This is a genomic window from Petralouisia muris, from assembly GCF_004793545.1.
Classification (GTDB): Bacteria; Bacillota; Clostridia; order Lachnospirales; family Lachnospiraceae; genus Petralouisia; species Petralouisia muris.
This window is the reverse complement of record NZ_SRYA01000096.1, coordinates 1-14,047: the sequence shown is the minus strand read 5'-3', so window position 1 is coordinate 14,047 and position 14,047 is coordinate 1. Positions and strand designations below refer to the sequence as shown.

The 14,047-nt window shown below is 47.0% G+C and carries 14 protein-coding genes and 2 pseudogenes; 4 read left to right on the top strand and 12 right to left on the bottom strand.

From position 1 onward, the window contains the following. Nucleotides 1-60: 60 nt before the first annotated feature. Nucleotides 61-1,050 carry a type I restriction endonuclease subunit R, EcoR124 family gene (locus tag E5329_RS25485; protein WP_330572357.1) on the top strand — a complete coding sequence of 330 codons (990 nt, stop codon included), beginning with the start codon at nt 61-63 and terminating at the stop codon, nt 1,048-1,050. Nucleotides 1,051-1,123: 73 nt separating this feature from the next. Here the strand turns inward: E5329_RS25485 and mobQ (E5329_RS25480) are convergent, their stop codons facing one another. From mobQ (E5329_RS25480) to E5329_RS25460, 5 genes are all read right to left on the bottom strand, one after another. Further along, nucleotides 1,124-2,791, bottom strand: a complete 1,668-nt coding sequence (mobQ, locus tag E5329_RS25480) for a MobQ family relaxase (RefSeq protein WP_135992042.1) — start codon at nt 2,789-2,791, stop codon at nt 1,124-1,126. Between the two features lie 446 nt (nt 2,792-3,237). After that, entirely contained in the window at nt 3,238-3,444 is a 207-nt protein-coding gene (locus E5329_RS25475; RefSeq protein ID WP_135992041.1) for a DUF3847 domain-containing protein, read from the bottom strand. 92 nt (nt 3,445-3,536) lie between these two features. Beyond that, nucleotides 3,537-5,618, bottom strand: a complete 2,082-nt coding sequence (locus E5329_RS25470; RefSeq protein WP_135992040.1) for a recombinase family protein — start codon at nt 5,616-5,618, stop codon at nt 3,537-3,539. Then, the gene (locus E5329_RS25465; protein WP_135992039.1) at nt 5,615-5,830 is read right to left on the bottom strand and encodes a transposon-encoded TnpW family protein; all 216 of its coding nucleotides are present in this window, start codon (nt 5,828-5,830) and stop codon (nt 5,615-5,617) included. Before E5329_RS25465 ends, E5329_RS25470 begins: the two co-directional genes overlap by 4 nt. Nucleotides 5,831-5,959: 129 nt before the next feature. After that, nucleotides 5,960-6,370 carry a cysteine-rich VLP protein gene (locus E5329_RS25460; RefSeq protein ID WP_275443737.1) on the bottom strand — a complete coding sequence of 137 codons (411 nt, stop codon included), beginning with the start codon at nt 6,368-6,370 and terminating at the stop codon, nt 5,960-5,962. A gap of 159 nt (nt 6,371-6,529) precedes the next feature. Here E5329_RS25460 and E5329_RS25455 point away from each other — a divergent pair, with 159 nt between their 5' ends. The 3 genes from E5329_RS25455 to E5329_RS25445 are packed head-to-tail and all read left to right on the top strand — an operon-like array spanning nt 6,530 to nt 9,794. Then, complete coding sequence (locus E5329_RS25455; protein ID WP_135992038.1) at nt 6,530-7,474, top strand: hypothetical protein; 945 nt, start codon at nt 6,530-6,532, stop codon at nt 7,472-7,474. 51 nt (nt 7,475-7,525) lie between these two features. Further along, a complete protein-coding gene (locus tag E5329_RS25450) occupies nt 7,526-8,443 on the top strand; it encodes a hypothetical protein (protein ID WP_135992037.1) in 918 nt (305 codons plus the stop codon). Next, on the top strand, nt 8,436-9,794 hold the full coding sequence (locus E5329_RS25445) for an ATP-binding protein (protein ID WP_135992036.1): 1,359 nt from the start codon (nt 8,436-8,438) through the stop codon (nt 9,792-9,794). The genes E5329_RS25450 and E5329_RS25445 overlap by 8 nt, the downstream gene beginning before the upstream one ends. Nucleotides 9,795-9,848: 54 nt before the next feature. Here the strand turns inward: E5329_RS25445 and E5329_RS25440 are convergent, their stop codons facing one another. The 7 genes and pseudogenes from E5329_RS25440 to E5329_RS25415 all read right to left on the bottom strand — a co-directional run. Beyond that, a complete protein-coding gene (locus tag E5329_RS25440) occupies nt 9,849-10,220 on the bottom strand; it encodes a TnpV protein (RefSeq protein ID WP_135992035.1) in 372 nt (123 codons plus the stop codon). Nucleotides 10,221-10,293: 73 nt separating this feature from the next. Further along, nucleotides 10,294-10,449, bottom strand: coding sequence for a hypothetical protein (locus E5329_RS32890; protein ID WP_168356773.1), 156 nt, complete (start codon nt 10,447-10,449; stop codon nt 10,294-10,296). Nucleotides 10,450-10,543: 94 nt separating this feature from the next. Next, nucleotides 10,544-10,987: pseudogene (locus E5329_RS25435) on the bottom strand (type IV secretory system conjugative DNA transfer family protein); the annotation flags it as partial. Between the two features lie 34 nt (nt 10,988-11,021). Continuing rightward, entirely contained in the window at nt 11,022-11,138 is a 117-nt protein-coding gene (locus E5329_RS31150; RefSeq protein WP_408634698.1) for a transposon-encoded TnpW family protein, read from the bottom strand. A gap of 332 nt (nt 11,139-11,470) precedes the next feature. Beyond that, nucleotides 11,471-12,936, bottom strand: a pseudogene (mobQ, locus tag E5329_RS32345) (MobQ family relaxase). Continuing rightward, nucleotides 12,937-13,254, bottom strand: a complete 318-nt coding sequence (locus tag E5329_RS25420; RefSeq protein WP_135992033.1) for a DUF3847 domain-containing protein — start codon at nt 13,252-13,254, stop codon at nt 12,937-12,939. 171 nt (nt 13,255-13,425) lie between these two features. After that, on the bottom strand, nt 13,426-14,047 hold a 622-nt coding region (locus E5329_RS25415; protein WP_330572354.1), incomplete at its 5' end, for a DUF6609 family protein.

Here is a 14,047-nt window from a genome sequence, read left to right as displayed (position 1 = left end):
AAAAAGGAACCTTTTACAATTCAAATGTAAAAGATTCCTTAAGTTAATGACATTGTGAAAATGCATGGGTTAATTCAGGCGTTCTCCAGAACAAACCGTATCCTTAACTCGGTCAAAACTTATGGTAATATTGTCTGCTTCCGTGATTTAGAAGAAGCGACCAATGATGCAATCAAATTGTTTGGAGACAAAAATGCCAGTGGTATTGTCCTTTTGAAATCCTATGATGATTATTACTATGGTTATGTAGATGAAAAAGGGCTTAAACAAAAAGGCTATGAGGAACGCATTGCCGAGTTGATGCAAAAATATCCTCTTGGACAGCCTATCATCGGTGAGCAGAATAAAAAGGATTTTATCATTCTATTTGGCAATATCCTCCGCCTTCGGAATATTCTAACTGCCTTCGACCGTTTTGTCGGCAATGAGATTCTTTCCCTTATTGATTTTCAGGATTATACGGGTACTTATCATGACGTATATGAGGAAATCAAGCCAAAAGCCGGTGACAAAGACAGTATTATGGATGATGTTGTCTTTGAGTTGGAACTGGTAAAGCAGGTAGAAGTCAATATCGATTATATCCTTATGCTGGTTGCAAAATACCATGACGATAATTGCGAGAATAAGGAAATCCTTGTTGCAATCGATAAAGCAATCAAATCCAGCTTGCAGCTGCGCTCAAAAAAAGAATTGATTGAGAACTTCATTGAAACAATCAACGCTGACACAAATGTAACCGATGATTGGCAACGTTTTGTAAGAGAGCGGCGGGAAACTGATATACAGTCTCTGATTGCTGAAGAAAAGTTAAAACCGGAAGAAACAAAAAAGTTTGTGGCAAATGCTTTCCGTGACGGTGTGCTCAAAACAACCGGTACTGATGTAGACAGGATTTTACCACCCGTTTCCCGCTTTGGCGGCGGTGGTTCCCGTGATAAGAAAAAGCAGACAGTTATCGAAAAACTGAAAGTATTTTTTGAAAAATACTTTGGGCTACTTAGCTCGGAAGAGCATATCAATCAAGAAGAATCATCTGGAAATATGTAAAACAAAGGCGACCAACTTTTTACGGTTGGTTGTCTTTGTTCGTCCTTCAAGCAAATTCTTGTAAATTGGTGCGTTATCGCTCCAGATCACCATGTCTGGGCTTTTCTTTTTGTTCCTGCCGTTTTCGCTGTTCCATCTCCTGCTGGTAAACACGATTTTCTGCATCTTCTTGGAGTAGCTTAGCTATGTCTCTCTGACTATCGAACATCAGCAGAGGATCATACTTTTCGCCATAAGCAGAGTGGATACGATTAGATGCGGAGGCAGACTTCTCCGAACGCAGCGCCATTCTCTGTGCATACAGTTCAGCAGGATCAAAGTCTGTACTCTGCTCTTTGAGATCTGCATATTCACTGAGGGCAGTTTCAAGTTCAGAGGAATACTTTTCTTCCTGCTGTTCCAACTTGGAAAGACTGGCTTCTGCGGCAGTAATGTCCTTTTTGATAGCAGCAATTCCACTATCATCCGCACAGTCTAACTGATTAAGCAGTACAGCCTTTTCGGATTTCAGATCCTCAATATCCTCGGTCAGCTTTGCAATTTTAGCAGATAGCTCCTTATGCTTTGAGGCATTCCAGAAAGGAATTTCTTTCTTCTCTGTCAGCATGGTTTTTCGTTCCTTTGCGGCAGTTTTGATTTTCTGCACTAACGCCAGATACTCCGCAAGGGTAGGCTTTGCAGCATCCAGATATTGACTCAGTTTGTACTTACCCCGGCTGATATGACGGAGCTGATACCGAAATACGATCATATTGGCACGCAATGTTTCCATAGCTTCTGCAATAGCAGGCAAACTGTTTTTGACAGCCTGTGCCATCTTCTTCATCTGCGCTTTCAACTCTCGCAGAAGGGCATTGTCCGCCTTGATCTGACGGTTCAGTTCACATCGATCAGAGACGATCCCCTTTTTCTCCAGTGCTCTTGCGATTACACCTTCATGAATGGTGGGCTGCTCCTCAAGCCCTCGTTCTGCATGACTGCGATGGTCGATGCGCTCTGCTCGTTCAGCTTGTTCCAAATGAAGATTGGTCACATCCGCCCATACCTTGCGCCAGAAAATAAGCTGTCCTTCGCTGTTCCAACGCTCAGAGATTGGATTTTGTCTGCCGTATTTGGTGCTTTTGGGGTACTTGGACACCCTTTCATAGCCCTGTGTCTGCGCTGCGGATGGGGTCATATACACCTTCTTTTTGCCTACCTTATACTGGTACTGCTTCTCCCATCCATCGTCCTGTGCCTGTTTGAACTCAGCGGCGGTAAATCCCCGCTCCTCGCCGTCTTTGACACAGAGATATTCTTTCTCGGTCTTGTACTGCCATTTTCCCTTTTCATCCAGCGGGCGCACCGTCAGCAGTATGTGAGCGTGGGGATTGTGACCGGGAGGGTATGGATCATGAATTGCCACATCTGCACACATCCCATCAGACACAAAGGTATCAGAAACAAAATCAGACAGCAGCCTTTCCCACTGTGCTTTACTCAGCTCAATCGGCAGAGCAACCACAAATTCACGGGCCAGGCGGCTGTCCTTTGTTTTTTCGTTTTCCTCCACAGCATTCCACAATATTTCTCGATCCTGCCACTCTGCGGGAGCGGCAACCGGCAGAAAAACCTGCTGCCACACAAGGCCCTGTTTGCGGGTATAGTCATGCTGCACTCCGTCGTACTCATTGAGCATCCGAGAACAGCTCAGATAGGCCGCAGCAGCCACGGCAGAGCGTCCGGCTTCACGGCTGACCATTTTGGCCTATAAATGATAAATCGCCATTGCCTACCATCCTTTCCGAAGGGTTACTGTGAAATGCAGCAGCCCTTCTTCCGCACCTGATTCCAACAGGTACGTCGTGAAATGCGACGTACCTCCAGCAGGGGTGGAACGATTCGTTACACCCCTGTATCTGTGTAAAGCTGCCAGGGGCAAGTTGACACAGGCAGGCGGCGGGATGGGGTGGCAATATACCACCCCATGAACAGGGGATTCCAGAATAGAATCCCCTGCACCGACTGCATGGGCAAGGCTGGCAGTTTGGCAGAAATGCAGTCTTGTCCAGCGGCTCCCGCAGGAGCTACATCCGCCTCGCAGAGCGCACGATTTCCGCAGGAAATACCACCGCCCCTTCGGGGTGGTGAGTAAGTGCGCCCTTCGGGAAAAAGAAAAAGCGATCGATAGCCGGTCGCTCATAAAAATCATCGGATTGGTTTGAATACTTCGCATAAAAAATTCTCCAACTGTTCCAAAGTCATCTGCGTTGTCTGCGGTAATGCTTTCTCTAAAATCGCACCTTCCTGAATCAGCCGCCGTGTCCGTGTTTTTTGCTCTTTCTGCCGGTCACGCATCTGTGCTTCTTCCAATCTGTGCTTCGCCTGCAAAAGTTTCTTTTCATTTTCTGTCATAGATTTTATTCCTTTCTGCCGCATCCGGCTGAAAACGCAAAGAAGGCGGCTCATGAGATTTTATTCTCACAAGTCGCCTTCAGCGTCATTTATTATGCTGTTTTCTGTTCTTGCCCATTTTCTTTAACAGGAGGGGCATCAAGCAATATCGGTTCGTTCTTTTTTATTTGCTTCGCAGCATTGCGTTCTTTCTGCATCCTACGGTTTGCTTCCGTCCTACAATCATCACAGCAGTATTTTACATCTTTCCGTGTAGCGGTAAAAGTTTTTCCGCAGTTCTTGCAGACACATTCCCGCTTTCGGTTTTCCGCCGCTTCTTGCCGGTAAAATTTAGTACGACACTTCGGACTGCAAAACAGAGTATTTGACCGCTTGGATTCAAATTCTTCACTGCAGCATTTACAGATTAGCTTAAATGGCTGACCAACTGCGTGTTCACCAGCCCTGATTTTTTGATAGCGTTCCCGGCTCTTGATGTGGTGTCGTTTGAGGTGTTCCTGCCGCTTGATCTCCTCCGGTGTCAGCTCCGGTTCGGGCAGCTCAAACCGTCCGATAAATTTCAGATAAATCTCAACCTCCTGCACACGATTCCCGTCAATCTTTTCCGGGGCGTGGACAATAATTTTGTCAATAAACTCATTGATCATTGGAATAGTCAGTTCGGAAAAGTCGGTGTACTTCTTTGTCAGTGCAAGGAACTGCGCTGCACGGTCAGTATCTTCCTCAAAAGAGGACAGATGCGATTCTGCATCCGATACAGATGTGACAAGAGCTTTCTGCTCCTCTTCGTATTCTGCAAACAGAGTATCAAAGCGTTCAGCGGTAATGCGCCCAATGGCAAAAGATTCATAAAGCTTTTTGATAATATTATCCAGCTCGGCAATACGCTTACGGTCTTTGTTCAACTTGCGTTTGGTATCCTTTGCGACTTCCGCCTGTCTGATTTGAGAAGCAGAACGCACCTTTTTCATAAACTCATCCTGATTGGCGATGGCAAAGGTGCTGGCGGTTCGGATGGTTTCCAGAACAAGCTCTCTGACCGCTTTTGTCCGAATATAGTGACCGCTGCAAGCATGAGCGCGCTTTTGATGTGCCAGCGTGTAGGTTGAGCAATCGTAAAAATCAGAGGGATATGGATTATTCTCTGTACCGCCTCTGGAACGGTGATTGGTCATTTTCGCTCCGCAGTCCGCACAGAACAGAAGTCCAGTCAGCGGATTGGCTTCGCCCAAAGTGTCGTGCCGCCGTGGTGTCTTGCGGAGCTTCTGCGCAAGCTCCCATGTTTCCCTATCTACGATGGCTTCGTGGGTATCTTCAAAGATCATCCAGTCCTCCTGCGGATTCATAACCGGATTTTGGTCTTTATAAGACTGCTTGTGGGAACGGAAGTTTACCGTATGCCCCATATACTCCGGCTTGGAGAGAATTTGTCCAACAATATAACCGCTCCAGTTATACGGATTGGGAAATTCCTCTTTACTTTTCCATACGCCACGCCCCTGCTTTGCGGCGTAGACCGCAGGGGGTTCCACCTTATCATCATAGAGGATATGGGCGATGTCATAGGGACCATTACCCTCGATGGTCAGCCGGAAAATGCGACGGACAACCACAGCAGCTTCCTCGTCGATATACCAACTGTACTTATCTCCTGGCATTTTCTTGTAGCCATAAATAGCACAGTTGGTGGTAGGTTTGCCAGATTCGCCTTTTACACGGATCGCTGTTTTCTGCTTGCGGCTCAGATCACGAAGATACCACTCGTTCATAATGTTGAGGAACGGGGCAAACTCATTGCTGTTCTGATCGTCGCTGTCCACATTGTTGGCAATCGCCACAAAGTGAACATGATGCTGACGGAAGAATACCTCCGTGTAAAAGCCTGTTTGCAGATAGTCACGTCCCGCCCTGCTCATATCTTTTACAATGACATGAGCGACTTTGCACGCTTCGATGTCTGCAATAAGCTGTTTCCAAGCGGGACGCTCAAAATTTCCTCCACTCCAACCGTCATCGGTATAGTGCTGACAGTTCGTATAACCTCTCTGATGGGCATAGCTTTCGAGGTATTTTTTCTGATTGACAATACTGTTGCTATCACCAGTCTGGTCATCATCACGGGACAGTCTTTCATATAAAGCTGTGATTTTTCCTTCAGTCTGTTTTCCGCTCATGATGCGCTCCTTTCAGACTGTCGGCTCATTTGTGGTGAATCCATTATACCACAAGTTCCAATAATTGTAACCGTTTCATTGCGAATCATCCGTAAAATTTTATCCTCCATCGTTTCTTTCTCTGTATCGCTGAATACTATTTTAACTTTATAGGTGGTGCCGCCAATGCGGCGAGTCATATAAGAAAAATTACTGTTCTCGTTTTTTGCCATAGGCAGTTACCTCGTGTTGAAAGGTTCATGGTTTTTTCGTATAATAGGTTTAGTTCCGGCATGGTGTAACCATTTTCGTGGTTAAAATCGAGCAAAAGGTATTAACACCCTGCCAATGCAGAAATGCCCTCAAAAAAGCCTTGCGGCACAAGGCTTTCCGAGGGCAAAAGCGTTACATCTGTTGTTGTTTCTCACGATACTTAGCCCCCGTGCTGCGGTCTGCTTACGGCGAGCTTCTTCGGCACAGTGCTGTGAGCAGTACACCCGTTTCCCGTCAGTTGGGAACGGCTTGCCGCATTGTTTGCAATGAGTGGTCGGTGTTTGCGTGAATACGGCTTCCAACTCTGCATCTTCCGACAGGACAGACTTGCGGAAACATCTGCACAATGCGCTGTTGGTAAAGCAGATACCCAACATTGGACAGTTACAGTCCAACGGCAGGCAGCCGTACTCTTTGTCGTAGTTGGCGCAGAGAGAAGTAACCAGCTTTTTGATTCGCTGCTTCTCCCTGCCCGTCAGCTCACGATAATTGTTTGACATAGGCGGTTTCCTCCCTTCATTTTGCGTCGAAAGTAATCTGATAATAGGCAAAACAGATTACCTCCTCACTAATAGGAGAAATACAGGGTACTTAGCGGAACTGTTTTTACGGAGAATCCAAGAAATTTTCAAAATTATTTTTGAAGGGAGGTGTCTGCGGTGTTCGACGATCCCGAACAATATGAACATGACGGCTTTTATGAAGAAGATACCGACTATGAAGATGAATATGAAGCGGACGATTCCGATTACATAGTCGATGACGAAGAAGATGAAAATGCCCTTTGGGACGATGAGGAAGAAGCCACTGACGATCTTCCCGAAAAGAAGCGAAGGAAGCGGAAGAACCGAGTTGTTCTTGCTGACAATGATACGGATACCGAAGAAACCGAATTATCCGAACAAGCCATGCGGCAGATCGCAAAAGAAGAACAACTCATCGAAGAACTGGAAGCCGACGTCGAGGAACATCCCTTTGAGGATGGTACTGACGAGGAAGAATCAGCGCGTAAGAAACTCAAACGAGAGCTGCGGGCAGAAGCCCTTGCACGATTGGAGGATTCCGCCAGAACACAGCGGGAGTTTGAAAATGTGATTGCATGGTGGGACAGGCTGGACGCTAATCGGGAGCGCAGGGAACGCTATCACGAACTCAGCCGCAGCGGTGATGATGCTCCTCTTGATTATGGGGCATCTGCCAATGAACTCTTTTTCCCGGATACGCTGAACGATGTGCTGGAAAAGCAGATACGAAAAGGTGATTTCATTGACGCAATTTTCTACTGTCCTTACGATATACATGAGCTTGTAACGGAAGAATACCTATCCAAAATACTCTGGGAATTAAATGAGGAACACAAGGAGCTGCTCTTTCTTTGCGCTGTCCGGTTATTTGGCTCAACAAGGATCGCTAAAATACGGAAGCAAAGCGACTGGAACATCCGCAAGGTGCGTGGTACGATGCTCAAAAAGATACGAAAAAAGCTGCTTCCTGCACTTTTGGATAAAGCAGAAAAGCAGCAGCCAATGACCTTATTGGAGAAAAATTTTTTAGAAGAAAATATGGCGGAGATTGATTCTGAAGAAAAGAAATCATATAATTGATAATATAAATTGAAGTTATTTAGGTTACAATACATGACGAGGGTTTTGTATATGAAGAACCTTTTTGAACGCACCAGTTCTAACTGGGTGCGGTATAGTGAATATGAATGGAGGGCGGCAGAGGACGGAACTCTGTATCTCATGCCCACTAAGACAGCACAGCCGAGTATCTACGATCTGCTGGCAGAGTATCAGAAAATTGTGCTGGATGCCATCAACATAGGACGCATGGGTATGAGCAAAAAGCCGGATGCCGAAATTCAGAAGGCTATCCAGCAATTTGCGGTGAAATACGGCTTGTTTGGACTGATGACTGCGTTACCTACCACACCTAACTTTATGGAATATGAGGCAGTGTACCTGCCGAAAAACCACTTTATCAAAGAAGAAACCATGTCCACTGAAAAATATTTGGCACTGTTCTTCCCATTTGACAAACTGGATGTGATCAAGCGTGGTATCGAGTCCATGTGGAACATCCAGAATGACCGTGTTATGATGGCACTGGCTTTGACCATGACAGATAAGCCGATGGCTGTCAACATGAGCTTTCAGCGGGAATATGCGGAGCGGTATGACTGGATGAAGCAGCAGTTCATCGACTGGGCGTTTACCTATATCAACCGTTTCCTTTATTATGAGGATTATGATACACTGAACGATGAAACCCAGCAGATGATGCAGCAGAGCATGGTGGCTTTCGGCGGCATAGCACCGACTTACCATATCGCCCTGTTGGATAAGCCGACCATCGTTTGGGACTTTCATTCTCTGCTGCTGGGTATTCAGATGTTGTTCAGCTTTATGCTGACCGACAGCGAAAACCCGATTAAGCTTTGCAGGCATTGCACCAAAGCTTTTGTCGCAAGTAGACCAAGCGCTGTATTTTGCAGCCCTCAGTGTAAGAACAAGCATAATGTTTACAAAAGTAGGACAAAGAAAAATAAGGATGGTGACAAAAATGCCTGAAAGCCAAAATATTGAATGGAAAAGCAAATGGAAAGATGAATATCTGGAATGGATTTGCGGATATGCTAACGCACAAGGAGGAAAAATCTACATTGGATGCGATGATGACGGCAATGTAATTGGGTTACCTAATGCTCATAAGCTTCTTGAAGATATACCGAATAAAATCAGAGATGCTATGGGCATTATCGTTGGTGTGAATTTATATGAACAAAACGGAAAAGAATACATTGAGGTAGATGTTCCTTCCTACCCGATAGGCATTTCGTGCAAGGGCGTTTATTATTATCGAAGCGGCAGCACACGGCAGATATTGACTGGTCCCGCTTTAGAGGCATTTTTGATGCGCAAACGTGGTGCAACTTGGGATAATCTTCCTTTACCTGCATTTTCGTTGAATGACATTGACGATTCCATTATTGATCGATTAAAGAAGTGGGCAGCTAAGAAGGGACGCATTGACAAGAGTGTTCTGGATGAACCGAAAGATATACTTATGGAAAAGCTGCATCTGATGAATGGCTCATATCTTACGAATGCGGCAATGCTCCTGTTCTCAAAAGACCCTGAAAAATGGCAGCTTGGTGCATATGTTAAAATCGGATTTTTTGAAACCGATGCCGATCTTTTATATCAAGACGAGATACACGGCTCTATCTTGGAACAGATTGATAAAATCGTGGAACTCGTATATCTAAAGTATATGAAAGCAAAAATTACCTACGAGGGTATGCAGCGTATTGAGAGATATTTTGTGCCGGAAGCTGCTCTGCGAGAAGCTCTGCTAAACGCCTTGTGCCATAAGCAATATCAGTCCGGTGTTCCGATTCAGATAAGCGTGTATGAGGACAGGCTGTATATTGCCAACTGCGGTTGTCTGCCCGAAAACTGGACATTGGAGAACTTGATGCGTAAACACGCTTCCAGTCCTTACAATCCCAATATTGCCCATGTGTTCTATTTGGCAGGCTTCATCGAAAGCTGGGGACGTGGAATTGAGAAAATCTGCTCTGCCTGTGAGAAAGACGGCGTTCCTCAGCCTGTTTACACAATCAATCCCGGCGATATTATGATTGAATTTACTGCACCGGAAGACAGAATTATTCGTTCTGTTACCCGCAAGGTGACAGATGGAGTAACAGAAAAGGTGACAGATCGTTTGGATGAAAAATCTATACAGATTCTTTCACTTATTTCTGAAGATCCGGCATATACCTCAACTGCAATAGCAGAGAAACTGTCCGTTAGCAGGAAAACGGTATCACAGAAATTGAAAGAAATGAAAGAAAAAGATATTATTGAGCGTATTGGTTCAGATCGTAAGGGTTATTGGAAAATCAAAAACGATTAACTGCACAAAAAGAGGATGCCGTTATCAGACATACAGCCGATAACGGGCATTCAATTAAGTATATACAAGTTCAGTCAAAATAATTTCTTCCGCACGGTTATGAATAGAATTGATACGGCGCACCCATTCCATTTGGTCAGCCGCTTTGAGTGCTTCGGTTACGCCCTCCTGCTCCGACATAGCGGAAACGATGATTTCCATGCGTTCGTTGCAGGCTTGGTCAATTTCAGCTAAGTGTTTGAACAATGTGCCCTCCAGTACATAATTGTTGTAGAGAATTTGACGGTGCTCTTTTAGACAGCTGCGGCGCATATGCCCGTATTTGCCGATCTGATAATTGCCGGTATCTGGCAGGACGAGGTTGGGGATAAGATAATCGCCTACTTGACGATATGTACTGCCCATTTCTTCAAAGATAGATTTCATAGAATATCAGCTCCTTTTGTGTTGATTTCCAGCGGTTATAAGGCTTTTTTGACTCCTTTCTTACAACTGCTTTTCAATTCACCACAAATGAGCCGCAGTCATATGTATTAGGTGGCAGAAACCACCCTTTACATATTAACTCTTGGTTGTTGATGGAATTGGATTCCCCATTCAATTCATCGTCACGGCTCAATCTTTCGTATAATGGAGTGATTTTGGTTTTCGTCATAGCGTCTGCCTCCTTACATGAAATATGCTCTAAATGTGTCCTTCACTAACCATGAGAAAATCTCGTGATTAAGAAGTCATTTAGAGCATATATCACCCGCCGCCATTTTGTATTTTTTATACTGCCTTACTGCAAAGTGTTCCGGGTCGCGCTGTTCCAGCCGGTCAAACATCATATCCACGGCATTTTTAAAGATTTCGTCCTCCTCCCGGACTTCGCTGGCATTGAGCATCTCCAGCAGGGTGTTCAGGTTCTTTTCGTCCTCCGGCGCCTCATACCAGATATAGGCAATCAGTGCCTGGTAATACAATGCTTCCGCTTTGGACCAGAAATCCTCCCCGCCCCTGCTGTCCTCCCCCTTTGTGTTCTCCATGATGCAGCTGACCAGCTTTAAAATGTCATTCTCACAGCGGATATAACGGAACGGATTGTACTTCATGGATTCCTTAAAATTGATGCTATTGAGGATTTTTATCTCATATCCGCCCCGCTGCAGCATTTTACCGCATTCGAGAACAACGGTGCCTTTTCGCTCGGTTTGTCAAGGACAGAGTGCGGAAATTTTGAAAAAATCAAGATGCGTCCAGTTCCCGGCGGATAAGGCGGTTGATTTTGTCGCTCATGGTTTCCCTGCTGGTGGTGCTGAAATGGAACGACACCTCATAAGTGGTGTTGCCGATTTTCTGCACCAGGGCGGGCGGCGGTGCGTCCTGGGCGGGTGGAGCGTTGCCGCCTCCGTCACGGGCAGGGGGATGGTCTTGCCCTCCCTGCTGGTGCTGTCGCTCCCTTCCGGGGCGGGGATGGTGCTGGTGATCGTCATGCTGGGGTCGTTGGTCATAGGCTCTCCTTTCATCGTTCACCAAAGTTAATCCGGCGGTGGTGCGGCGGTGCGCTCTGCCGCCACGTCAGCGTTGTTCTGTCGCTCACGTTGGAGCGGGGGAAGGGAAAGTATCAGCCCCCTCTGAGGGCCGTCCAGAAGCCCTTGGAGCGCAAGGCATACAAAGTCCTAAATGTCCACGCTTCACCGCTCCGCCTTCCGCCGCTTCTGCCGGGTCTGCTCCTGCTGGCGTATGGCAACATCGGCATTCCGCTTCACCTGTTGCAGCCTCCGTAAATCGTCCTGGATGGGCTTGTACTGCTCATACTCGGCTGTGTACTCCTGGTGAAGCCTCGCCTGCTCCTGTTCCCACGCATGGGCGGGGATTTTACCAGCAGAGGAACGGTGCTTGTCCAGCTTGCGGCGGGTCATGTGGAATGTCCGCAACTCGCCCTCGTGTGCCCTCTCAAAGTCCTCCCGCTTGCCCTTCCACTTGATACCCTTCCACTCGTCATAGATGGGCTTGGTGTCTCGGTAGAGGTCAACAAGACGAAGCAGTTCCTTCAACTCGTTCAGCCGGTCATGCTTGGCTTTCATGGACGTGTTGATGGCCTCCGCCCGCTCACCCTGGACGGCGATATGGGCCTCCAAATCTTCCAGCGTGGCAATGCCCCTCTCGGTCAGAAAATTGACGGCCTCGGCAAAATCTTTGAGGTTCCCAATCTTGGCATTGCGGCTCCATGCTCCGGCGTTCCGGCCCTCATAGTAGTCCGTCAGCAGGGCGGCAAGGTCGGGTGCCTGGGGCTGGCTCAATTCTTCTTTTATGGCCTTAATCCAATCCGTCAGGCCGGCGATTTTCTTGCGAATATCCCGCAGAATATTGTTGGCTTTTCTTATCCAGCGGTTCAAATCGCCCTTGTTGGTGGTGATGCCCCTGGCCTCCATCTGGCGGACGGCCACACCCTCATGAACGGTAGGCAGCAGGTCAAGTCCCTGCCGCTCATAGGAGCGGTGGTCGATGCGGCACGTCAGTCCCTTTTCCTCAAACTTGGCGTTCACCATAGCGGCCCATGCCTCCGCCACTGTTCCAGCGTTTCCGGGCTTCCCCAGTCGGTAGTGAGAACAGCGTCAAAGAAGGGCTTGCCGTCCTCGCCCATGATGCGGTTCCCGTTCTCGTCCAGACGGTAGACGCGCCTCTGCTTAAAGCCCCATTTGCCGCTTTCCTCGATAGGCCGGATAGGGCAGAGGACATGAAAGTGCGGGTTAGGGATGCCACCGTCTTCCTTGTCCGGCTGGTGGATAGCAAAATCGGCAATCATGCCACGGCCCACAAGCTGCTCCAATACAAATTGCCTTGCAAGAGCGATGTTTTCCTCCATCGAAAACTCGTTCTGCAAGGCAATGTCAAAGCTATATGCAAGCTGGGCTTTCTTGCCGCGCTCGGCCTTCTCTACGGCGTTCCAGAGGGTAGCGCGGTCTTGGTACTCGGCGGGGGCCTGGGGTGGCAGGAGAATGTCTGTGCAGACCACACCGCCCTTGTGGGTGTAGTCGCTGACCTCGCCGTAATACTCGCTATACAATTTCTCTCCGGCTCGGTAGGCGGCGGACGTAACAACAGACTGTCCCGCGCTCCGCTTGACCTGGGTGACGTGGAGATGGAACAGGGCCAATTATCCGCCCTCCTGCTGGTCGGTAGCGTGGCTCACCAGGGCGGCAACTTCCGGCAGGGAAAAGACCTTTTCCATCAAAAGAAAAAAGTCCCTTTCGCTCATGTTCCGTACTTCCGGGACGACGCTCTCCACCGCTCCGCCACGGGTGATAAGTCGGTGGTTTCGCTTCTTCCTCTCGCCCTGGGTGTAGTAGCGGATACGGTTCTCATACCGCTGGCCTCGGTGCTGGTACTGCTCCAGCTTGGCGGTGGCCTCGGCATACTCCTTTTCCCATTCCTCGTATGATTTGTCCATCATGTGTGACCTCCTTTTTCGCAAAATAAAAGACCGTCTACCTGCTGTGTCGGGTAAACGGTCAAGGGTGACAGTATTCGGTTTTAGCCTCGCAGAGCGCACGATACATGGTCGTAGACCATGTATAGAAGTGCGCCCTTTCGTCAGGGATTTTCAGCTTCCCGACAAACAGGAATTTACTTTTTTATACATTCGTTACTTCGTCGTATTAGGAATGAATTTTGATGGTTTTGCAATGAATAACAAATATGCTCCACATATCAATTTAGTTACCGCATCAGCAATGCAAATAATTGAAACGGGTATACTTTGGAACATATAGCCCGTTGTTGCGATAACTATACATACAATCCCCAACACTACCATGCTCCAACCATGTACAAAAAACCACAAAAAGAAATGTATTGATGTTGCCATTAGTACACCCAGCCATATTTGCCTCCAATGCCACCCAGGGATAAACGGGCCAGCAATACAAAACATCAATATGAACAACGCTGTAATCGAAAAGTAAATTACCTTTATTTGCTTTTTGGAAATATCTCCCTGAGATAGTTTATCTCTGAGTTTTTTATTTACGTTGACGCCAAAAAAGCAAATATAATAGCCTATCAAAAACACAAATGGATTAACAAAGAACTTACCACCACAAATGACAGCTATTATTAGCACAATTCCGATAAGAATCAGCCATAAACCACATTGTTTTTTGTGATTGAATTCCAGTGTTTCTTTCATTTCGTTCCTCCTATATATATTCCGATTGAACAAAATCGCTGCGCGATGGCCTGCCAGGGCTGTGGCGTAGTTTTTACGT

What these genes read in the sequence shown, in the direction of transcription:
- E5329_RS25460 (WP_275443737.1), bottom strand. Translation starts at nt 6,370, where the DNA reads ATGTCAAACAATTATCGTGAGCTGACGGGCAGGGAGAAGCAGCGAATC.
- E5329_RS25470 (WP_135992040.1), bottom strand. Translation starts at nt 5,618, where the DNA reads ATGAGCGGAAAACAGACTGAAGGAAAAATCACAGCTTTATATGAAAGA.
- E5329_RS25445 (WP_135992036.1), top strand. Translation starts at nt 8,436, where the DNA reads ATGCCTGAAAGCCAAAATATTGAATGGAAAAGCAAATGGAAAGATGAA.
- mobQ (WP_135992042.1), bottom strand. Translation starts at nt 2,791, where the DNA reads ATGGTCAGCCGTGAAGCCGGACGCTCTGCCGTGGCTGCTGCGGCCTAT.
- E5329_RS25475 (WP_135992041.1), bottom strand. Translation starts at nt 3,444, where the DNA reads ATGACAGAAAATGAAAAGAAACTTTTGCAGGCGAAGCACAGATTGGAA.
- E5329_RS25485 (WP_330572357.1), top strand. Translation starts at nt 61, where the DNA reads ATGCATGGGTTAATTCAGGCGTTCTCCAGAACAAACCGTATCCTTAAC.
- E5329_RS32890 (WP_168356773.1), bottom strand. Translation starts at nt 10,449, where the DNA reads ATGACGAAAACCAAAATCACTCCATTATACGAAAGATTGAGCCGTGAC.
- E5329_RS25450 (WP_135992037.1), top strand. Translation starts at nt 7,526, where the DNA reads ATGAAGAACCTTTTTGAACGCACCAGTTCTAACTGGGTGCGGTATAGT.
- E5329_RS25440 (WP_135992035.1), bottom strand. Translation starts at nt 10,220, where the DNA reads ATGAAATCTATCTTTGAAGAAATGGGCAGTACATATCGTCAAGTAGGC.
- E5329_RS25465 (WP_135992039.1), bottom strand. Translation starts at nt 5,830, where the DNA reads ATGGCAAAAAACGAGAACAGTAATTTTTCTTATATGACTCGCCGCATT.